We start from the raw sequence: 18,647 nt of genomic DNA, 5'->3' as shown, positions 1-18,647 counted from the left end.
CGTCCGCCCCACCTCGCGAGTGGCAGGACTGTCATGGAAGAGTGAATTACTGCCACACTGGATCCATGCTGAACAACGTGGCCGTGGCCCTCCTCGACGAAGTCGCCCCCTTCGAGTTCGGGATCTTCTGCGAGGTCTTCGGGATCGACCGCAGCGACCACGGGCTGCCGGTCTACGACTACGCCGTCTGCGCGGCGGAGGACGGCCCCCTGACCATGTCGGGGACCGGTTTCACGTTCGCTCCCGCCCACGGGCCGGAGCGGCTGGAGAGCGCCGACCTGATCTGCGTGCCCGCCTTCCGCAACGCCTCGCGGCGCACCTTTCCGGAGCCGCTCCTGGCCGCGCTGCGCCGCGCCGTGGAGCGCGGCGCGCGGGTGCTCAGCGTGTGCAGCGGGGCGTACGTCCTGGGCGCGGCCGGGCTGCTGGACGGCCGGCGCTGCACCACGCACTGGATGCACGCCGCGACCCTGTCGCGGCGCTTCCCTCGGGCGCTGGTGGACCCGGACGTGCTCTACGTCGACGAGGGACCGGTGATCACCTCGGCCGGCACCGCCTCCGGCATCGACGCCTGCCTGCACCTGCTCCGCCAGGAACACGGCGCCGAGGTGGCCAACGCCGTCGCGCGGCGGATGGTCGTACCGCCCCACCGGGACGGCGGGCAGGCCCAGTACATCCAGCGGCCGCTACCGCGCACGTCCTGCGACACGGTGGGCGAGGTGATCCAGTGGATGGGCCGCCACCTGGCGCAGGAGATCACCGTCGAGCAGCTCGCGGAGCGCGCGCACATGTCGCCGCGGACCTTCGCCCGCCGCTTCCTCCAGGAGACCGGCACCACCCCGTACCAGTGGGTGCTGCGCCAGCGCGTCCTGTTGGCGCAGGAGTTGCTGGAGTCCACCGACGACACCGTCGACGCGATCGCCGGCCGCTCCGGCTTCGGCAACGCGGCGGCCCTGCGCCACCACTTCCTGCGGACCCTGGGCACCACGCCGAACGCTTTCAGGCGTGCCTTCCGGGGCCCGCAGGCCGCTGGGGACGGGGCGCGTCAGGCGTTGGGGACGGTCTCGTAGCGCGGGGTGCCCTCGGACATCTGGCGCAGGGCGTCCTTGCGGTCCCGCTTCGAGAGCCGGTCGATGTAGAGGTAGCCGTGCAGGTGGTCGGTCTCGTGCTGCAGGCAGCGGGCGAAGTAGCCGGTGCCGCGGACCTTGATCGGGTTGCCCTGGGCGTCCTGGCCCTCGACCTCGGCGTAGTCCGGGCGGGCCAGCGAGGCGTACGCCGTCGGGACGGACAGGCAGCCCTCGTTGGAGTCGTCCAGCACCCGCGAGCCGGCCGGAAGCTCGACGAGCTTCGGGTTGACCACGACACCGGTGTGGCGCACGCCCTCGTCGTCCGGGCAGTCGTAGACGAAGACCTTGGCGTCCACGCCGATCTGGTTCGCGGCCAGACCCACGCCCTCGGCGGCCTTCTGGCTGGCGAACATGTCGTCGATCAGCTGCGCCAGCTCGTCGCCGAACTCGGTGACGTCCTTGCACTCGCGGTGCAGGACCGGGTTGCCGACGACCGTGATCGGGCGGGCGGTGCCGCGCTCACGGTGGGCCAGTTCGCGCGCCTCACAGTCCTCGGTGTCCACGACGTACCCGTCGTTCACGACATCGCCACCGTCGACCACCTGGTTCTCCTGCTGCGCCATGTCCGCCGTACGCCTTCCGTAAGTCCCGGTCACCGGTGGTCGCCGATGGCCACCGATGTGCCCGTACAGCCTACGGCCCCGTTTCAGCAGACTTCTTCGAGATCCCGCCACTCGCGGCTGTCCGGACTGTCGGCGACCCAGCCGTCGAGGAGTCCGCGCACGAGTCCGGGCGGCGCCGCGATGCCGCATTCGCGCTCGGGCACCCACAGCGATCCGGAGCCGGCCGTACGGTGCCCCAGCGGCCCGGGGTGTCCCGGCTCGCTGTGGTCGTGCGGATCCAGGTGCTCGCCGTCGCCCTCGTCGCTCGGCATCTCGCTCTCCGAGCAGGTCCGGCACAGCAGCCGCACCGACGAGGACCAGTCCTCGGCGGCGAAACCCGCGTCCGAGGCCAGCTGCTCCAGCGCGTCGCGGTCCGCCTCGGTGGCCGCCTCCAGCAGCACCACCCAGGTCGGCACCGGCGAGGGCGCCCACAGCTCGATCTCGTCGAACACCGGGTACGAGGGGCCGGCCGCGGTCACCCGCTCGCCGTGCGGGACCCCGTCGTGGAGCACGACCTCGCCCCAGCGCCGCCCCGAGGAGGGCAGCGGGATCGACAGGACCTCCAGGCGGGCCGGATCCAGCCTGCGGCCCCACACCACCTCGGCCTCGCCCTCCGGCGAGAGCCGCACGGCGGCGCTGCCGAGTTCCATGCCGACCGGTTCGCCGTTCCCGCCGCCGCGGGGGTCGCCGGGCACCTTGAGGCCGTACGCCTGCCAGGCCCGGCGGGCCAGCGGCCAGTCCTGGAGCGCGGTGGCGGCGATGCCGACGTTCCACCAGTCCGGGGCGCCGGTCTCGCGGTCCAGCAGGGCCACGGCGCGCAGTCCGGCGGCCCTCGCCTGCTCCCAGTCGTGCCGGAACTTGTGCAGCAGGGCCAGGTTGAACCAGGACTCGGAGAGCCAGGGCTCCAGGTCCGCGGCTCTGGTCAGCAGCGCGCCGGCGTCCTCGTACCGCCCGTCGCCGATCAGCGTGAACGCGCGGTCGGTGGCCTGCCGCCACGAGGCGGAGGGCCGATGCCGTACCTTCCCGAAGATCCTCACGATTCCCGCCTGCCTGGGGGCACCCTCCCAGCGGTGGCTGGGGGACTACGGTGCAGCCTTGCGGACACTCTTACTGGCATCCAACCATGCCCACTCGGACGGCCGCTCATTACCCATGGGTTACCCCGGTGGGACGGGCACCACTCTGCCACGTCCGCCGCTGGCCAGAACCCTCGCCAGGCATTCCACGACCTCCGGCTGGTAATCGTGCCCGGTGCCCAGCCGGAGCCGTTCCAGGGCCGCCAGTGAGCCGCCCGGGTGACGGTTCCCGCCCACGAGGTCGTCGTACGCGTTCACCGCGCGCACGATGCGGGCGAGCGGGGGCTGCTCCCGGTAGGGGTCCGCCTGCCGCTCCACCACCACCGCGACCTCGGCGGGCACCCCGGTCTGCCGGACCACCTCCCCGCCCAGCCCGGCGATCCGGCGGGCCTCGTCGGTCGGCAGCTCGGCGGTGGCCCCGTCCGGCACCGGGTCGACCAGGGAGAGCTGGCCGATGTCGTGCATCAGGGCGGCGTACTCCAGCACCGTGAGCTCCCGCTCCGACAGGCCCAGCTCCCGGCCGACGGCGCAGCTCAGGGCCGCCACCCGGCGGGAGTGGCCCGGCGGGGTGTACCCGGCGATCTCGGTGGCGCGGGCCAGGGAGGCGATGGTCTGGCGGTAGGTGGTGCGGATCGCGGTGATGCGGTGGAAGGAGAGCTGGGTCAGCAGGAGCGGCAGGCTGAAGACGGGGACGGCCCACAGGCCCGCGACGGCCGCGCCGAGCGCGATGACGGCGCCGGTGGCGCAGATCGCCGGGCCGATGCCGAGCTGGGCGCGGAGCCCGTCGCGCAGCAGGGGCCCGTACGGCCGGCCCGTGCGGGCCCCGCCGAGGGCGGTGGCGAGGACGGCGTCGCACAGGGCGACGAGGCACAGCAGGAGCAGCAGGAGGAGGACCAGGTACGGGCCCCGGCCGACCCGCTCCTCCAGCAGGCCGGCGTGGTGGAGCGGCTGGAAGCAGGCGGCCGCGAAGGCGACGGTGAGCACCCGGCGGGCCAGGTGGCCGGCGGCGGGACCGCAGCCGCGGGCCACGTGCGGGACGATCCCGGCGAGGGCGGCCGCGGCGACGACGGCCACGGCCTCCAGCACCCCGTGGTGGGTCGGCCGGCCGGCGTTCTGGCCGAGCAGGGCGTAGGCGAGGGCGCCGGCCGCCCCGAGCGGCGCGCCCTGGTGGGCGGGGGCGCCCGGCTGCTCCCTGCGGGCGAACTCGCCGACGGCGACCAGGGTGCCGAAGGCCAGGGCGAGCCCGGGCTCGGCCAGTCCGTGCCACAGGGTGTGGGCGAGGGCGACGGCGGCGAGCGCGGCGGCCGCCCCGTGCACGGCCCGGGCGGCGGCCCCCCTCACCGCCCGCCCCGGGCGGGCGGCAACGGTCCTTCGGCACCGCTCGGCCCCGCACCGGCCCGGCGGCCCGCAGGGACCCCGTGGCCCGGACCGGAAGCCGAACCGGAAGCCGAACCGGAACCGGGCGAGGAGCCGGGCGAGGAGCCGGGAGAACTGATCACCTGGAGGTCGTCGTCGGAGGTGACCACCGGGTGCCAGCCGTGCCGGCCGATCGCGTCCGTCAGGGCCCGCACCATCGCCGGATCGAACTGGGCCCCCGCGCACCGCTCCAGCTCGGCGAGGGCCGTGGGCACCGGCCGGGCCCGGCTGTACGAGCGGGTCGAGGTCATGGCGTCGAAGGCGTCGGCCACCGCCACCACCCGGGCCAGCACCGGGATCTGCTCGCCGGTCAGCCCGTACGGATAGCCGGTGCCGTCGACCCGTTCGTGGTGGTGCAGGATCGCGGACCGGGCTTCTCCCAGGAAGCCGATGCCGCGCACCATCTCGTGCCCGTACTCGGGGTGCAGTTCGATGGTCCGGCGCTCCTGCGGGGTGAGCGGCCCGTCCTTGCGCAGCAGCCGGGTCGGGACGCCGAGCTTGCCGACGTCGTGCAGGATGCCCGCGATGCGCACCACTTCGAGGCGGTCCTCGGCCATCCCCAGCTGGCGGGCGATCATCGTGGAGGCCTGGCCGACCCGTTCGCTGTGGCCGCGCGTGTAGCGGTCCTTGATGTCGACGGCCTGGACGAGGGCCCGGATGGTGGACTGGTGGGCGGCGCGCTCGCGCTGGTACTGGGCGAAGACCCAGCAGGAGACGTACATCGGCAGCAGCACGAGCAGCGCGGCCGGGACCCCGTACGGGCTGCGCCACATGACGGCCATCATCAGGCCGACGAGGCCGTGGACGCAGTGCGGGGCGAGGGAGCCGGTGACCAGGCCGTGCCGGGCGGTGGCGGCGGGCCTGCGCTCGGCGGCGGCCAGGATCCCCGCGTCGAGGGCGGTGACCACCAGGCAGAAGACGGCGGCCGCAGCCGTCGCGGGGAGCATCGCGTAGGGGAAGTCGGCCGGCCACGCGGGGTGCCCGGTCCCGGCGGAGGGTCCTGCGCCGAGCGCGGCCGGGCCCTCCAGCAGGCGGAACGCCTGTCCCGCCGCCCATGCGCCGATGGCCTGCTGGGCTCCGTGCCACACCCGGCGCACCGTGGCGGGCCGCTGGACCACGGCGGCGGCGAGTCCTCCGGGCAGTGCGACGAGCGCGGCGGCGGCCGGCGGCAGCAGGAAGACGGCGGCGAGCACCACGGGGAGGAAGGGGCCGATGCCCTCGCCCGCCCGCCCGCCGGGCAGGGGGCAGAGCTTCACGAGTTCGCAGCCGAGGCAGAGCAGGGCCAGGAGGGTGACGGCCGGCCAGGGCGTGGCGGGATCCGTCAGGGCCGGGGCGGTAAAGGCGAGCGCGGCCAGGACGGCACTCAGGACCAATCCGCGCGCGGCCGGCGGAAGACCCCGCATGGCGCTCTCCTCCCCTGGGCCGGGCAAGCCGGGTGCCGGTGCCGAAATCGAACCGGTACCGATTGGGGAGAATAGGTCGGGCCCCGAGCGGGGCGGGCCACATTTTCGTATTGCGCCATGCGGACGCCCCCGGATTAGCACATTCGGGTGAATGAACTGATCTTCCGGGGGCGGTTGTTCAGCTGTTCGACGGATACCGGAGCGGTCAGCCGGGCGCGGGATTGTCGGCGGTGACGTCGTGGTCGGGCACCGCCTGCCCCGACCGGATCAGCTCGATCCGGCCCATCACCTTCGACCGCAGGTCGCTCGGCACGTCGTCCGACCCGCAGCAGCGCTTGACCAGCTTCTTCACGGCCTGTTCCAGGCCGTACTTCTCCAGACAGGGATTGCACTCGCCGAAGTGGGTCTCGAACTTCGTGCAGTCGCTGTCGGGCATCTCATGGTCGAGGAACTCGTACAGGTGGTCCAGGACCTCAGAGCACTCTGTCTCGTGCGGCTCTCCGCAACTCATGAGCCCGAGCCTTTCCGGTCGTTCGCCTCGCCCGCGCCCGCGGGAACCAGCCCGCGCTCACGGGCGTAGTCCTCCAGCATTCCGCGGAGTTGACGGCGGCCACGGTGCAGTCGCGACATGACCGTTCCGATGGGTGTACCCATGATGTCCGCGATCTCCTTGTACGCAAAGCCCTCTACGTCTGCAAGATAGACCGCGATGCGGAACTCTTCCGGAATGGCCTGCAGCGCTTCCTTCACATCCGAGTCGGGCAGGTGGTCGAGCGCCTGCGACTCGGCCGAGCGCAGTCCGGTCGACATGTGCGACTCGGCGCGCGCCAGCTGCCAGTCCTCGATCTCCTCCGCGGCGCTGCGCTGCGGCTCGCGCTGCTTCTTGCGGTAGGAGTTGATGAACGTGTTGGTCAGGATGCGGTACAGCCACGCCTTCAGGTTGGTGCCCTCGCGGAACTGGTGGAAGGACGCGTATGCCTTCGCGTACGTCTCCTGGACCAGGTCCTCGGCGTCGGCCGGGTTGCGCGTCATGCGCAGCGCGGCCGAGTACATCTGGTCGAGGTAGCCGAGGGCGTCCCGTTCGAAGCGCGCGTTGCGCTCCAGGGTCGTCTCCTCCGCGTGGCCTTCGTCGGTCCCAGCGACAGGACCCACCTCCTCCGACTGCGTGGCGGCTCCGAAAGCGGATCCGCTCGAATCGGAGAATAGTCGACCTTCCCGGCCCCCCGCCGCCCGAAGCGGGCTGCGCTTGGGGGCGGGCAGCACCGTCCAGTCCAGGTCAGCGGCCTGCGGACGGTTCTGGCTGATGACCTGGGTCATGCGCTCCCTCTCCTCCGACGTTCCGTACGTACCGACATCCGAGACAACCAAGTGGCGCGGCGGCGCATTCCCCGGTGCGCCATGGGTTTTCGGCCTCCTCGGGGGCGGGGCCGGCGGGTGTGGCCCGCGTCACCCGGGCAGCCGCGCGAGCCACTCCCCGACCGCGTCGGTGATCGTCAGGAGGGCCTGCTCCTGGGTGGTGGCGGCCCTCTTCGGCACGGCGAACCCGTGGTCGCCGTGGGCCACCTCCACGAGCTCGTACGGGTGCCTCCCGGCCGGCGCCGGGAACTCCTCGGGACGGCCGAACGGGTCCCGGCCGCCCTGGACCACGAGGGCGGGGCGGCCCGCCCCGGTGAGCTCCTCGGCGCGGGACTTCTCCGGCCGGCCCGGCGGGTGCAGCGGGAACGCCAGGGCCAGTACCCCGGCGGCGTCCAGTTCCGCGGCGGTGCGACAGGCCACCCGGGCCCCGGCGCTGCGCCCGCCCGCGACCACCGGCAGCCCGGGTCCGGTGAGCGCCGGCCACAGCCCGCGCCAGCCCTCGTCCAGCACCTTGGGCGCGGCCGCCACCTTCTTCCCGGCGACCCGCCAGGGCTGTTCGACGAGGGCCACCGTGATCCCGCGGGCGGGCAGGGCGGCGGCCAGCGCCTGGAGGTCCCGGGCCTCGATGCCGCCGCCGGCGCCGTGGCTCACGGCGAGGACGAGCCGGGCCCCGGGGGCGGTGTGCCAGGTGATGCGGGCCTCGCCCGCCGGGGTGTCGACGCTCTCGGTACGCGTGGTCATGCCCCCATCGTGCCGTCCCGGCCGGTCAGAACAGGGTGCCCTCCTCCGGCGCGGCCAGCTCCGTCAGGAGTTCGGGTCCGTTGTTGCGCACGCTGCTCACGGCGGTGGACACCGGGTAGGCGCGCATCAGCCCGCCCGGCGGCGGCGCGAGGAGCTCCCGCAGGGAGCCTGCGGTGTCGGTGTTCGCGGGGTCCAGCCAGGCGTCCCAGCGGTCCGGGGTGAGCATCAGCGGCATCCGCGGGTGGATCTCGGACAGCGAGCGCGGTCCTTCGGCGGGGGCGACGCCCAGCGGCCCGGTCTCGGCCTCGGTGGTGATCACCGAGCAGGTCACCCACCAGGCCAGGGGGTGCTCGTCGGGCAGGGTCCGGTCGCGCCAGAACTCGTATATGCCGGCCATGGCGAACAGGGAGCCGTCGGAGGGGAGCACGAAGTAGGGCTGCTTGCGGGCCCGCTTCTTCTTGCCCTCCACCTCCAGCTGCCGCTCGTCGTGGGCGGTGACCCACTCGTAGTACCCGTCGGCGGGGATGATGCAGCGGCGCTGTGCGAACGCGCGGCGGAAGGACGGCTTCTCGTGCAGGGTCTCCGACCGGGCGTTGATCATCCGGGCGGCGCCGTCGGGGTTCTTGGCCCAGGAGGGCACGAGTCCCCACTTCAGGACGCGCAGCTGGCGAACCGGACGCGGGTGCGAAGCGTCCTTCAGAGGACGGTCGAGGACGACGTGGACCTCCTTCGTCGGCGCCACGTTGAAGTCGGGGGCCAGGGCTTCCTCCGGCTCCCACTTCTCGATGCCGAAGGCCTCCACGAGGTCCTGCGGTCCACGACTCGCTGCATACCGTCCGCACATGGCTGCCACACTGCCATGTCCACCGCACACCACCGCAAGGAGTCCGCCACCTCATGGACAGCAGCACGACGGCCGGCCTGTGGGACCGGCTCACGGGCATACAGACCGCACCGGAGCAGTGGCTGGTGATCGCGACGGGCGTCGTCGCGCTGGCCGCCGTGGGGCCCCGCCCGCTCTGGCGGCTGTCGCGCAACGCCATCACCATCGCCCACGAGGGCGGGCACGGCCTGCTGGCACTGCTGACCGGGCGCCGGCTGAGCGGGATACGCCTGCACTCCGACACCAGCGGGGTCACCGTCAGCCGGGGCAGGCCGACGGGTCTGGGGATGATCCTGACCGCGGCCGGCGGCTACACCGCGCCCTCGCTGCTCGGCCTCGGCGGGGCGGCCCTGCTGTCGGCGCACCGGATCACACTGCTGCTGTGGGCGGCCACGGCCCTGCTGGTGGTCATGCTCGTGATGATCCGCAACGCGTACGGGGCGCTGACGGTGGTGCTGACCGGCGGAACCTTCCTGCTGGTGTCCTGGCTGGCTCCGGCCGAGGTGCAGGCGGGCTTCGCCTACCTCGTCGTCTGGTTCCTGCTGCTGGGCGGGGTCCGGCCGGTCTTCGAGCTCGGCGCCAAGCGGCGGGGCGGCGGGGCGCCCGATTCCGACGCCGACCAGCTGGGGCGCCTCACCCACTTGCACCCGGTGGTGTGGCTGCTGTTCTTCCACGTCGTCGCGCTGTGCTCGCTGGTCGGCGGCGGCCGCTGGCTGCTCGGCCTGTGACCACCCTCTGAGACCGGAAGGCGATCAAGATCCGGGCCCGGAGGAAGCCACTAAAGTGGGGGCCATGACCGAGACCCCCGCCCCTGCCCTCTGGCCCGCTCCGCTCGCCGATGGGACCGTCCACGCCACCGTCACGGTGCCGGGGTCCAAATCGGTCACCAACCGCGCCCTCGTGCTCGCCGCCCTCGCCTCCGAGCCGGGCTGGGTGCGCCGCCCGCTGCGCTCGCGCGACTCCCAGCTGATGTCGGACGCGCTGCGCGCGATGGGCGTGGGCATCGAGGAGACCGTCTCCTCCAGCTCCGCCGGCGCCGGCGCGAGCGGCGAGGCCTGGCGGGTCATCCCGGCGGCCCTGCACGGCCCGACGACGGTGGACGTCGGCAACGCCGGCACGGTCATGCGCTTCCTGCCGCCCGTCGCCACCCTCGCCGACGGCGACATCCGCTTCGACGGCGACCCCCGCTCCTACGAGCGCCCGCTCGGCCAGGTCATCACCGCCCTGCGCACGCTCGGCGCCCGGATCGACGACGACGGCCGGGGCGCGCTGCCCATGACCGTCCAGGGCGGCGGGGCCCTGGAGGGCGGCACGGTCGAGATCGACGCCAGCAACTCCTCGCAGTTCGTCTCCGCCCTGCTGCTGTCCGCCCCGCGGTTCAACCAGGGCGTCGAGGTCCGGCACGTGGGCGGCAAGCTGCCGTCGATGCCGCACATCCGGATGACCGTGGAGATGCTGCGCGCGGCGGGCGCCCAGGTGGACACCCCCGAGGCCGGCGGCGAGAAGGACGTGTGGCGGGTCTCCCCCGGCGCCCTGCTGGGCCGCGACATGGTGGTGGAGCCGGACCTGTCCAACGCCCAGCCGTTCCTGGCCGCGGCCCTGATCACGGGCGGCACGGTCACCGTTCCCGACTGGCCGCGCCGCACCACCCAGCCCGGTGACGCGCTGCGCCGGATCTTCACCGAGATGGGCGGCTCCTGCGAACTGACGGACGCGGGCCTGGTCTTCACCGGCACCGGCAAGATCCACGGCATCGACGTGGACCTGAGCGAGGTCGGCGAGCTCACCCCGGGCATCGCCGCGGTGGCGGCCCTGGCCGATTCCGAGTCGGTGCTGCGCGGGGTCGCCCACCTGCGGCTGCACGAGACGGACCGGCTGGCCGCGCTGACCAAGGAGATCAACGCGCTCGGCGGCGACGTCACCGAGACCGAGGACGGCCTGCGCATCCGGCCGCGCCGGATGCACGGCGGAGTGTTCCACACCTACGAGGACCACCGGATGGCCACCGCGGGCGCGGTGATCGGCCTGGCCGTGGAGGGCGTGCAGATCGAGAACGTGGCCACGACCGCGAAGACCCTGCCGGACTTCCCGAAGATGTGGACGGACATGCTGGCCGGGGACGCGGGACCCGAAGCGGGTGCGGGAGCGTAGGGCACGTCATGCGCAGGTACGGCAAGCACACCGACGAGGACGACATCCGCCAGCGCCCGAACCCCAAGGGCAACCGGCCGAGGACGAGCATCCGCCCCAAGCACGAGGACGCCTCCGAGGGCTTCGTCCTGACCGTCGACCGGGGCCGGCTGACCTGCCTGGTCGACGGGCGCACGATCACCGCGATGAAGTCCCGGGAGCTGGGCCGCAAGGCAGCGGTCGTGGGCGACCTGGTCTGGATCGTCGGTGACCTGTCCGGCAAGAAGGACACCCTGGCCCGCATCGTGCGGATCGAGGAGCGCAAGTCCGTCCTGCGGCGCACCGCGGACGACGACGACCCGTACGAGCGGGTCGTCGTCGCCAACGCCGACCAGCTGGCGATCGTCACCGCCCTGGCCGATCCGGAGCCGCGGCCGCGGATGATCGACCGCTGCCTGGTGGCGGCGTACGACGCCGGGCTGGAGCCGCTGCTGGTGCTGACCAAGTCCGACCTGACCTCCGCGGACAAGATCCTGGAGATCTACTCGACGTTCGGCCTGAACTACGTGGTCACCAACCGCGAGGAGCTGGCCGCCGGCAGCGCGGCCGAACGGGTCCGCGAGCGTCTGACCGGCCGGATCACCGCCTTCGTCGGCCACTCCGGCGTCGGCAAGACCACCCTGGTGAACTCGCTGGTCGCCGAGGGCCGCCAGCGCGCCACCGGGCACGTCAACGCGGTCACCGGCCGCGGCCGGCACACGACCACCTCGGCGCTCGCGCTGCCGCTGCCCTCGGGCGACGGCTGGGTCATCGACACCCCGGGCGTGCGTTCCTTCGGCCTGCACCACGTGGACCCCTCCCGGGTGATCCTGGCCTTCCCGGACCTGGTCCCCGGTACGGAGGAGTGTCCGCGCGCGTGCAGCCACGACGAGCAGGACTGCGCGCTCGACAAGTGGGTGGAGGACGGCCACGCGGATCCGGCGCGGCTCTATTCGCTGCGGCGGCTGCTGGCGACGCGGGAGCGCCGCGAGGGCGACTGACCGACCCGGCGGGTGCGCCGTGTTTGTCGGAGGACGTGTCTGGATAAGTGCATAATCGCACCAAGTGACGCGATGTCACATGACGCGGGGAGGCATTCGCCATGGCGTGGCTGCTGGTCGTCGTCGCCGGACTCCTGGAGACCGGTTTCGCGGTCTGCCTCAAGCTCTCCCACGGATTCACCCGGCTCTGGCCGACCGTCGCCTTCGCGTGCTTCGCGCTCGGCAGCTTCGGCCTGCTGACGCTGGCCCTGAAGAAGCTGGACGTGGGTCCGGCGTACGCGGTGTGGACGGGCATCGGCGCGGCCGGTACCGCGATCTACGGCATGGTCTTCCTCGGCGACCTGGTCTCCACCCTCAAACTCGTCTCGATCACGCTGGTCATCCTGGGGGTCATCGGGCTCCAGCTGTCCGGGTCGGCGCACTGAGCAGCCCGATCAGCTCCCCCGGCCCCGGCTCCTCGCCCGGCGCGATCACGTAGGAGAGGGCGAGCCGCACCGCGAGCTCGCACCGCTGCGGGCCCTCCCCCGGCGTGAGCGCGGCGGCCGCCCGGTCGCGCACCGTCCGGGCGAGTTCGCCGGGCCCCGGTTCGCGCCGGCCCGCCGCGGGCAGGCCCGGCTCCCAGCTGCCGGTGAGCAGGGCCCGTACGAGGGGGTGCGCGCGGGCCGCCCGTACGGTCCACTCCGCGACCGCGGCGAGCCGCTCGGGGGCCCGGACCGGGCTGGACAGGACCCGGTCCACCCCGTCCAGGTACCGGTCGGCCTCGCGCCGGACCAGGGCGCGGCCCAGGCCCGCCTTGCCGCCGAACTCGTTGTAGAGGGTCTGCCGCGACACCCCGGCCGCGGCGGCCACGTCGACCATCCGGACGTCGGGCCAGGGGCGCGCCGAGAGCGCCGCTGCCGCCGCGTCCAGCAAGGACTCCCGGGCTGCCGGCATCCGTGCCTCCCCGCCTCGGTTCTCCGGCCAGAGTTGACGGGGCGCCAGACCCTGTCAAGGGCGCACCGGCTGTCAAGGGGCGCGTCCGGCCGCTCCCGCCCGGCCGCACTGTGGACCTCGTTGGCCGGGGTCGGGGAGTCTCGCTACTGTTCGGGCATGCCCGAGTATGACGATGACCTGCGCCTTGCCCTCGAACTCGCCGACGCGGCGGACGTCGCCACGATGGAGCGGTTCCGCGCCCTCGACCTGAAGGTCGAGACGAAGCCGGACATGACCCCGGTGAGCGAGGCGGACAAGGCCGCGGAGGAGGTCGTCCGCGCCGGCATCACGGCGGCCCGGCCCGACGACGCCATCCTGGGCGAGGAGTACGGGCTCCAGGGCAGCGGCCCGCGCCGCTGGGTCGTGGACCCGATCGACGGTACGAAGAACTACGTGCGCGGGGTACCCGTCTGGGCGACCCTGATCTCCCTCATGGCGGAGGGCGAGGACGGCGTGTTCCGCCCCGTGGTCGGCGTGGTGTCCGCGCCGGCGCTGGGCCGCCGCTGGTGGGCCGCGCAGGGCGCCGGCGCGTACTCGGGCGGCGCGCTCGGCGAGCCCACCCCGATCGGCGTGTCCCGGGTGGGCGGGCTGGGCGACGCCTCGTTCGCGTACTCCTCGCTGAGCGGCTGGGAGGAGCAGGGGCGGCTGCCCGGCTTCCTGGACCTGACCCGGGCGTGCTGGCGCACCCGCGGCTACGGCGACTTCTGGCCGTACATGATGGTCGCGGAGGGCTCCCTGGACCTGTGTGCCGAGCCGGAACTGAACCTGTGGGACATGGCGGCCATCGCGGTCGTGGTCCAGGAGGCGGGCGGCCGCTTCACCAGCCTGGACGGGGTCGACGGCGTGCACGGCGGGAACGCGGCGGCGTCGAACGGCCTGCTCCACGAGGAGATGCTCGACCTGCTCCGTCCGCGCGCCTGACGCGCCCGCGCGCCGGTCGCGCTCCTTTCGCACGCCTCCTTGCTGGCCCTCCCGGTCCGTGGGAATCTGAAAATCCCCACGCTTGTGCGCTTGTGAAACGTTTCTCTTGAGACGTTCCACCGGTCGCACCCACCCTGGCGCGGGGGCTCACCCCCAGGAGGTGGCTCTCTTCATGCTCGTCCGTGACGCAATGAGCACCGTGATCCTCACCCTCGGACCCGCACACACCCTCCGGCAGGCGGCCTGCCTGATGTCCGGCCGGCGCGTCGGCGCGGCCGTCGTCCACGACCCCGACCACAGCGGAATCGGCATCCTGACCGAGCGCGACATCCTCAACTCGATCGGCGCGGGCCACGATCCCGACCGCGAGTCGGTGGCCGCGCACACCACCAACAACGTCGTCTTCTGCACCCCGGACGCCACACTGCAGGAAGCGGCCGAGGCCATGGCCCACGGCGGTTTCCGGCACCTGATCGTGCTGGAGCACGGCGGACCGGTGGGCATCGTGTCCGTGCGCGACGTCATCCGCTGCTGGGTCCCGGCGCGGCGCGCGGTCTCCGCGTGAGACGACGCCGGGCCGCAGCCCTCCGGAGAGGTCTGCGGCCCGGCGTCCTGCTACGGCAAGCGGTCCCGATCAGGCGCGGAGGGCCTGGACCGCGGCTTCCAGGCGCTTGCCGAAGTCGCCGTCCGCCCGACGGAAGTTGTCGATCGCGCGCTCGACGATGTCGTCGCGGGAGACCTTGGCGATGAAGCCGGAGAGGTTCTCGATCAGGCGGGTCTTCTCGTCCTCGGAGTACAGCCGGTAGAGGTTGCCGGCCTGGACGAAGTCGTTGTCCTCGCTGTGCACGGCGGCGGCGTGGTTGCCCGTGCCGCCGGTGACCGCGACCGGCTGCCACAGCGGGCGCCCGGTCTCGTGCGGGCCGCCGAAGCTGTTCGGCTCGTAGTTCTTCGCGCCCTTGTGACGGCCGTCGTACAGGTATCCGTCACGGGAGTTGGTGCGCGCCTCGGTGGCGTGCGGACGGTTCACCGGCAGGTGGTCGGCGTTGATGCCGACGCGGTAGCGGTGGGCGTCGCCGTAGCCGAAGAGGCGGCCCTGGAGCATCTTGTCCGGGGAGGGGCCGATGCCGGGGACGAAGTGCGCCGGGCTGAAGATGGACTGCTCGACCTCGGCGAAGACGTTCTCCGGGTTGCGGTTGAGCTCCAGCTTGCCGATCTCGATCGGCGGGTAGTCCTCGTGCGGCCACACCTTGGTGAGGTCGAACGGGTTGAAGCGGTAGGTCGCCGCGTCGGCCGCGGGCATGATCTGGACCTGCACGGTCCAGGTCGGGAAGTCGCCGCGCTCGATGGCCTCGCGCAGGTCGCGCTGGTGGGAGTCGGGGTCCTCGCCCGCCAGCAGGTTGGCCTCGGCCTGGGTGAGGTTCTTGATGCCCTGGTCGGTCTTGAAGTGGTACTTGACCCAGAAGACCTCGCCGGCCTCGTTGTTCCACTGGAACGTGTGCGAGCCGTAGCCGTTCATGTGGCGGTAGGACGCCGGGATGCCGCGGTCACCGAAGAGCCAGGTCACCTGGTGGGTGGACTCGGGCGACAGGCCCCAGAAGTCCCAGACGTTGTCCGCCTCCTGCGAGCCCGTGTACGGGTCGCGCTTCTGGGTGTGGATGAAGTCGGGGAACTTGATGGCGTCCTTGATGAAGAACACCGGGGTGTTGTTGCCGACGAGGTCGTAGTTGCCCTCTTCGGTGTAGAACTTCAGCGCCCAGCCGCGGGGGTCGCGCACCGCGTCGGCGGAGCCCAGGTTGCCCGCGACGGTGGAGAAGCGCAGGAAGGTCTCGGTCTGCTTGCCGACCTCGGAGAGGAAGGCGGCGCGCGTCCACTGCGAGACGTCGCGGGTCAGCGTGAAGGTGCCGTACGCGCCGGCGCCGCGGGCGTGCACCACGCGCTCCGGGATGCGCTCGCGGTTGAAGTGCGCGAGCTTCTCCAGCAGGAGCTGGTCCTGGACCAGAACGGGGCCGCCGATGCCGGCCGTCTCGCTGTTCTGGTTGTCGGCCACCGGCGCCCCGGCCTCCGTGGTGAGCGGTCCCTGCGTCACGTGCGCCTCCTGCGTCATCGCTGCGTGTCCTGTCCTTGGCGTTTGCCGTACTCGATCCTACGATGGACTTTGTCTAAGTCAAGTAAGCATCCAAGTCCGCACTGGTTCGGGAGTTACACCGAATCCCCTCACTGTTAGGCTGATGCCCATGAGTGACCTGCTGGAACGACTTCGCGGACGCGGCTGGCGCATGACGGCACAGCGGCGCGTCGTGGCCGAGGTGCTCGACGGCGACCACGTGCACCTGACGGCCGACGAGGTCCACGCCCGTGCCGTGGCCAAGCTGCCCGAGATCTCGCGCGCGACCGTCTACAACACGCTGGGCGAGCTCGTTTCCCTCGGCGAGGTCCTGGAAGTCGCCACAGACCGGCGCGCCAAGCGGTACGACCCGAACGCCCACCGGCCGCACCAGCACCTGGTCTGCGCGCAGTGCGGCGCCATCCGCGACGTCCATCCGGCGGGCAACCCGCTGGCCGACCTGCCGGACTCGGAGCGCTTCGGCTTCGTCGTGTCGGCGGTCGAGGTGACCTACCGCGGCGTCTGCCCGAACTGCGCGGGCGCCTGACCCCGGACGACCGAAAGGCCCGACCCCCCCGAGGGGTCCGGGCCTTTGCGCGCTCCGGGCACTTCGCCCGCGGAAACGACTCAGGGCCCGGATCCAATGGATCCGGGCCCTGAGTCTTCAGTAGCGGGGACAGGATTTGAACCTGCGACCTCTGGGTTATGAGCCCAGCGAGCTACCGAGCTGCTCCACCCCGCGTCGGTGAACCCAACGTTACGTGAAGGCCCCCGGCAGATGCAAATCGGTTGACCGGGGGCCTGACCTGCGGCCCGACCCCGGCGGGCCGACGGCCGGGCCGCAGGTCAGGCCGAGAGTTCCTCCGCCAGGGCCTCGCGCAGCCGGGCCGCACGCTCCGAGACCTCCGCGGGTCCCAGCTCCATGGCGCGGGCGCACCACTTCTGGCCCTCCGCGAGGTCGCCGTGGCGGGCCGCCAGCAGCCCCAGCCGCAGGGCGGCGCGGCCGTGCCCGGCCACCGCGGCGCGCGTCCACCACAGGGCCGCCTCCGGCTCGCTGCCCTCGCGGGCCAGCAGCAGCCCCAGGTTGAACGCGCCGTTGCGGGACCCGGCCTCGGCCGCCTCCCGGTACCAGCGGGCGGCCGACTCCATGTCGCCGCGGGCGGCCGCGAGCATGCCCACGCGCACCTGGGCCCGGCGGTGCCCCAGCTCGGCGGCCCGCTCGTACCACTCCTCGCTCTCGGTGCGCGGGGCGCTGCCGACCGGCTCGCCCAGCGCCGGCGGCTCCGGCGGCGGGGCCAGCGACTCCAGCAGCGCGGCCAGGCGGAACGCCGCCTCCGCGCTGCCGCCGCCCGCCGCGCACCGCAGGTGCCGTTCGGCGGCCCGCTCCTCCCCGTCGCGCACCAGCGCGATGCCGACCTGGAGGGCGGCGTCGGTGTGGCCGGCCGAGGCGGCCCGCTCGTACCACTTCAGCGCCGTGCGGTCCTCGTCGCGGCTGGCGAAGAGGATGCCGAGGTTGAAGGCGGCGTCGACGCTGCCCGCCTCCGCGGCCTTCGAGAACCACGGCTCGGCCCCCGCCGCGTCGCCGACCTGGAGCAGCATGATGGCCAGCGCGTTGGCCGCCTCGCGGTGGCCGGCGTAGGCGGCGCGCCGGTACCACTGCTCGGCCTGCGCCGTCCGGTCCTGTGCGGCGCACAGCAAAGCAAGGTTGTACGCCCCGTTTTGATCTCCGGCGTCCATGGCGGTCCGGTACCAGCGCTCCGCGGTCTGCGTCTCGCCCCGCGCGGCGTGCAGCGCGCCCAGGGCGTTCGCGGCGTTGCCGTCGCCGTCCTTCGCCGCCCGGTGCCACCACGCGGCCGCGCTCTCCTCGTCGCCGGCGTCGCGCAGCAGGAAGCCGAGCGCGCACGCGGCCCGTGCCTCGCCCTGCTTGGCGGAGGTCAGGTACCAGCGCCCGGCCTCCTTGAGCTCCCCGCGCGCCTCCAGCAGGGCGCCCAGGTGCAGCGCCGCGCGCCGGTGCCCGCGGGCGGCGGCCTGCCGGTACCACTGCTCGGCCTCGGCGGGGTCGCCCTTGCGCAGGTGCCTCGCCAGCCGGTAGGCGGCCTCGCGGTGGCCCTGTTCGGCGGCGGCGCGGAACCACCGCTCCACGCCCCTGTCCCCGCGGTGCTCCAGCAGGTCGGCCAGCCCGTACGCGCCCAGCGCGTGGCCGGATTCGGCCGCCTGGCGCATCCAGTACTCCGCGGCCGGCTCGTCCCCGCGCTCGCGGAAGTGGCGGCCCAGGGCGTGCGCGGCGGGGGCGGATCCGGCCACGGCGGCGACCCGCCACCAGCCGGCCGCCTCGTCGGGGTAGCCCCTCTGGAGCAGCAGGACGCCCAGGTTGTTGGCGGCGGCGCGGTCCCCCTCCGCGGTGGCCCCGCGCAGGTACGGCTCGGCGCCGTCCAGGTCACCGCGGCGCAGCAGCAGCGCGCCGAGCACGCTCATGGCACCGGGGTCGCCCTTGTCGGCGGCCACCCGGTGCCGGGCCTCCAGCTCGGCGTCGCTCGCCGCGTCGGTCTCGGCGAACATCTCCTGCGCGAAATCCGCATCGGTCAGCGCGGTCTGCGTGTCGGCAACGGGTGCCGACTCGTTGGCTCCTGTGCCCGCTTCGGCCTGCGCCCTCACAAACCGCCCTGTCTCCAGCAGAGTTGACCTGTCCCCCATAAATCCCATCGTCGCATCACCTGCTACCCGCGTACACCTGGTATGTCGCAGTCAGTGAGGTCACTACGGCGTTTTGTCGACATGCCCACAGTGAGGTAAGTCAAACACGCTCCTGCCCCAACTCACCCACCTCAGCTACCGCGTGTCCCGTCCGGACATGACGAAGGCCCGGATCCCATGGATCC

The 18,647-nt window shown here is 73.0% G+C and carries 19 protein-coding genes and 1 tRNA gene; 8 read left to right on the top strand and 12 right to left on the bottom strand.

The window, feature by feature from the left end; genetic code table 11:
- The first annotated feature begins 65 nt into the window (after positions 1-65).
- Positions 66-1,067, top strand: a complete 1,002-nt coding sequence (locus AB0O53_RS10035; protein WP_350987974.1) for a helix-turn-helix domain-containing protein — start codon at positions 66-68, stop codon at positions 1,065-1,067.
- On the opposite strand, the gene def is transcribed toward AB0O53_RS10035, so the two are convergent.
- The 8 genes from def to AB0O53_RS09995 form a co-directional block, all read right to left on the bottom strand.
- A complete protein-coding gene (def, locus tag AB0O53_RS10030; protein WP_350987975.1) occupies positions 1,043-1,687 on the bottom strand; it encodes a peptide deformylase in 645 nt (214 codons plus the stop codon). The genes AB0O53_RS10035 and def overlap by 25 nt on opposite strands.
- An 83-nt stretch (positions 1,688-1,770) precedes the next feature.
- A complete protein-coding gene (locus AB0O53_RS10025; protein ID WP_350987976.1) occupies positions 1,771-2,763 on the bottom strand; it encodes a tetratricopeptide repeat protein in 993 nt (330 codons plus the stop codon).
- A gap of 120 nt (positions 2,764-2,883) precedes the next feature.
- Positions 2,884-4,143 carry an HD-GYP domain-containing protein gene (locus AB0O53_RS10020; RefSeq protein ID WP_365194412.1) on the bottom strand — a complete coding sequence of 420 codons (1,260 nt, stop codon included), beginning with the start codon at positions 4,141-4,143 and terminating at the stop codon, positions 2,884-2,886.
- A complete protein-coding gene (locus tag AB0O53_RS10015; RefSeq protein ID WP_365194409.1) occupies positions 4,140-5,621 on the bottom strand; it encodes an HD-GYP domain-containing protein in 1,482 nt (493 codons plus the stop codon). The genes AB0O53_RS10020 and AB0O53_RS10015 overlap by 4 nt, the downstream gene beginning before the upstream one ends.
- 205 nt (positions 5,622-5,826) lie before the next feature.
- Complete coding sequence (gene rsrA / locus AB0O53_RS10010; RefSeq protein ID WP_030032336.1) at positions 5,827-6,132, bottom strand: mycothiol system anti-sigma-R factor; 306 nt, start codon at positions 6,130-6,132, stop codon at positions 5,827-5,829.
- A complete protein-coding gene (locus tag AB0O53_RS10005) occupies positions 6,129-6,773 on the bottom strand; it encodes a sigma-70 family RNA polymerase sigma factor (protein WP_030032333.1) in 645 nt (214 codons plus the stop codon). Before AB0O53_RS10005 ends, rsrA begins: the two co-directional genes overlap by 4 nt.
- A 294-nt stretch (positions 6,774-7,067) precedes the next feature.
- Positions 7,068-7,718 (bottom strand): alpha/beta hydrolase family protein, encoded by a 651-nt coding sequence (locus AB0O53_RS10000; protein ID WP_350987979.1) that lies wholly within the window; start codon positions 7,716-7,718, stop codon positions 7,068-7,070.
- A gap of 25 nt (positions 7,719-7,743) precedes the next feature.
- Positions 7,744-8,562, bottom strand: coding sequence for an SOS response-associated peptidase (locus AB0O53_RS09995; protein ID WP_350987980.1), 819 nt, complete (start codon positions 8,560-8,562; stop codon positions 7,744-7,746).
- 53 nt (positions 8,563-8,615) lie between these two features.
- Here AB0O53_RS09995 and AB0O53_RS09990 point away from each other — a divergent pair, with 53 nt between their 5' ends.
- From AB0O53_RS09990 to AB0O53_RS09975, 4 genes are all read left to right on the top strand, one after another.
- The gene (locus AB0O53_RS09990) at positions 8,616-9,329 is read left to right on the top strand and encodes a M50 family metallopeptidase (protein WP_365194405.1); all 714 of its coding nucleotides are present in this window, start codon (positions 8,616-8,618) and stop codon (positions 9,327-9,329) included.
- Positions 9,330-9,393: 64 nt separating this feature from the next.
- The gene (gene aroA, locus AB0O53_RS09985) at positions 9,394-10,752 is read left to right on the top strand and encodes a 3-phosphoshikimate 1-carboxyvinyltransferase (RefSeq protein WP_350987982.1); all 1,359 of its coding nucleotides are present in this window, start codon (positions 9,394-9,396) and stop codon (positions 10,750-10,752) included.
- Positions 10,753-10,760: 8 nt separating this feature from the next.
- Positions 10,761-11,771 (top strand): ribosome small subunit-dependent GTPase A, encoded by a 1,011-nt coding sequence (gene rsgA, locus AB0O53_RS09980; protein WP_350987983.1) that lies wholly within the window; start codon positions 10,761-10,763, stop codon positions 11,769-11,771.
- 101 nt (positions 11,772-11,872) lie between these two features.
- Positions 11,873-12,196 carry a DMT family transporter gene (locus AB0O53_RS09975; RefSeq protein ID WP_030658800.1) on the top strand — a complete coding sequence of 108 codons (324 nt, stop codon included), beginning with the start codon at positions 11,873-11,875 and terminating at the stop codon, positions 12,194-12,196.
- On the opposite strand, the gene AB0O53_RS09970 is transcribed toward AB0O53_RS09975, so the two are convergent.
- Positions 12,162-12,704: a TetR/AcrR family transcriptional regulator gene (locus AB0O53_RS09970; protein WP_350987984.1), complete on the bottom strand. Its 543-nt coding sequence runs from the start codon at positions 12,702-12,704 to the stop codon at positions 12,162-12,164. The two genes, AB0O53_RS09975 and AB0O53_RS09970, sit on opposite strands and share 35 nt — an antisense overlap.
- A gap of 156 nt (positions 12,705-12,860) precedes the next feature.
- Here AB0O53_RS09970 and hisN point away from each other — a divergent pair, with 156 nt between their 5' ends.
- Both hisN and AB0O53_RS09960 read left to right on the top strand, forming a co-directional pair.
- A complete protein-coding gene (gene hisN / locus AB0O53_RS09965; protein ID WP_350987985.1) occupies positions 12,861-13,664 on the top strand; it encodes a histidinol-phosphatase in 804 nt (267 codons plus the stop codon).
- Positions 13,665-13,836: 172 nt separating this feature from the next.
- A complete protein-coding gene (locus AB0O53_RS09960; RefSeq protein ID WP_350987986.1) occupies positions 13,837-14,229 on the top strand; it encodes a CBS domain-containing protein in 393 nt (130 codons plus the stop codon).
- Between the two features lie 69 nt (positions 14,230-14,298).
- Here AB0O53_RS09960 and AB0O53_RS09955 read toward each other — a convergent pair whose 3' ends face one another.
- Positions 14,299-15,768, bottom strand: coding sequence for a catalase (locus AB0O53_RS09955; protein WP_350987987.1), 1,470 nt, complete (start codon positions 15,766-15,768; stop codon positions 14,299-14,301).
- A gap of 130 nt (positions 15,769-15,898) precedes the next feature.
- Here AB0O53_RS09955 and AB0O53_RS09950 point away from each other — a divergent pair, with 130 nt between their 5' ends.
- Entirely contained in the window at positions 15,899-16,315 is a 417-nt protein-coding gene (locus AB0O53_RS09950) for a Fur family transcriptional regulator (protein WP_030829274.1), read from the top strand.
- Between the two features lie 121 nt (positions 16,316-16,436).
- On the opposite strand, the gene AB0O53_RS09945 is transcribed toward AB0O53_RS09950, so the two are convergent.
- A tRNA-Met gene (locus AB0O53_RS09945) sits at positions 16,437-16,510 on the bottom strand.
- Between the two features lie 104 nt (positions 16,511-16,614).
- The gene (locus AB0O53_RS09940; protein ID WP_350987988.1) at positions 16,615-18,471 is read right to left on the bottom strand and encodes a tetratricopeptide repeat protein; all 1,857 of its coding nucleotides are present in this window, start codon (positions 18,469-18,471) and stop codon (positions 16,615-16,617) included.
- Between the last annotated feature and the right edge of the window lie 176 nt (positions 18,472-18,647).

The organism is Streptomyces erythrochromogenes, from assembly GCF_040684695.1.
Taxonomy (GTDB): domain Bacteria; phylum Actinomycetota; class Actinomycetes; order Streptomycetales; family Streptomycetaceae; genus Streptomyces; species Streptomyces erythrochromogenes_C.
Note: the sequence above shows the minus strand (reverse complement) of the source record. Positions and strands in the feature narration are given on the sequence as shown.

Coding starts and splice junctions, on each gene's coding strand:
- AB0O53_RS10035 (WP_350987974.1), top strand. CDS start 66: ATGCTGAACAACGTGGCCGTGGCCCTCCTCGACGAAGTCGCCCCCTTC.
- def (WP_350987975.1), bottom strand. CDS start 1,687: ATGGCGCAGCAGGAGAACCAGGTGGTCGACGGTGGCGATGTCGTGAAC.
- AB0O53_RS10015 (WP_365194409.1), bottom strand. CDS start 5,621: ATGCGGGGTCTTCCGCCGGCCGCGCGCGGATTGGTCCTGAGTGCCGTC.
- rsrA (WP_030032336.1), bottom strand. CDS start 6,132: ATGAGTTGCGGAGAGCCGCACGAGACAGAGTGCTCTGAGGTCCTGGAC.
- AB0O53_RS10000 (WP_350987979.1), bottom strand. CDS start 7,718: ATGACCACGCGTACCGAGAGCGTCGACACCCCGGCGGGCGAGGCCCGC.
- AB0O53_RS09995 (WP_350987980.1), bottom strand. CDS start 8,562: ATGTGCGGACGGTATGCAGCGAGTCGTGGACCGCAGGACCTCGTGGAG.
- AB0O53_RS09990 (WP_365194405.1), top strand. CDS start 8,616: ATGGACAGCAGCACGACGGCCGGCCTGTGGGACCGGCTCACGGGCATA.
- aroA (WP_350987982.1), top strand. CDS start 9,394: ATGACCGAGACCCCCGCCCCTGCCCTCTGGCCCGCTCCGCTCGCCGAT.
- rsgA (WP_350987983.1), top strand. CDS start 10,761: ATGCGCAGGTACGGCAAGCACACCGACGAGGACGACATCCGCCAGCGC.
- AB0O53_RS09975 (WP_030658800.1), top strand. CDS start 11,873: ATGGCGTGGCTGCTGGTCGTCGTCGCCGGACTCCTGGAGACCGGTTTC.
- AB0O53_RS09970 (WP_350987984.1), bottom strand. CDS start 12,704: ATGCCGGCAGCCCGGGAGTCCTTGCTGGACGCGGCGGCAGCGGCGCTC.
- hisN (WP_350987985.1), top strand. CDS start 12,861: ATGCCCGAGTATGACGATGACCTGCGCCTTGCCCTCGAACTCGCCGAC.
- AB0O53_RS09960 (WP_350987986.1), top strand. CDS start 13,837: ATGCTCGTCCGTGACGCAATGAGCACCGTGATCCTCACCCTCGGACCC.
- AB0O53_RS09955 (WP_350987987.1), bottom strand. CDS start 15,768: ATGACGCAGGAGGCGCACGTGACGCAGGGACCGCTCACCACGGAGGCC.
- AB0O53_RS09950 (WP_030829274.1), top strand. CDS start 15,899: ATGAGTGACCTGCTGGAACGACTTCGCGGACGCGGCTGGCGCATGACG.
- AB0O53_RS09940 (WP_350987988.1), bottom strand. CDS start 18,471: ATGGGATTTATGGGGGACAGGTCAACTCTGCTGGAGACAGGGCGGTTT.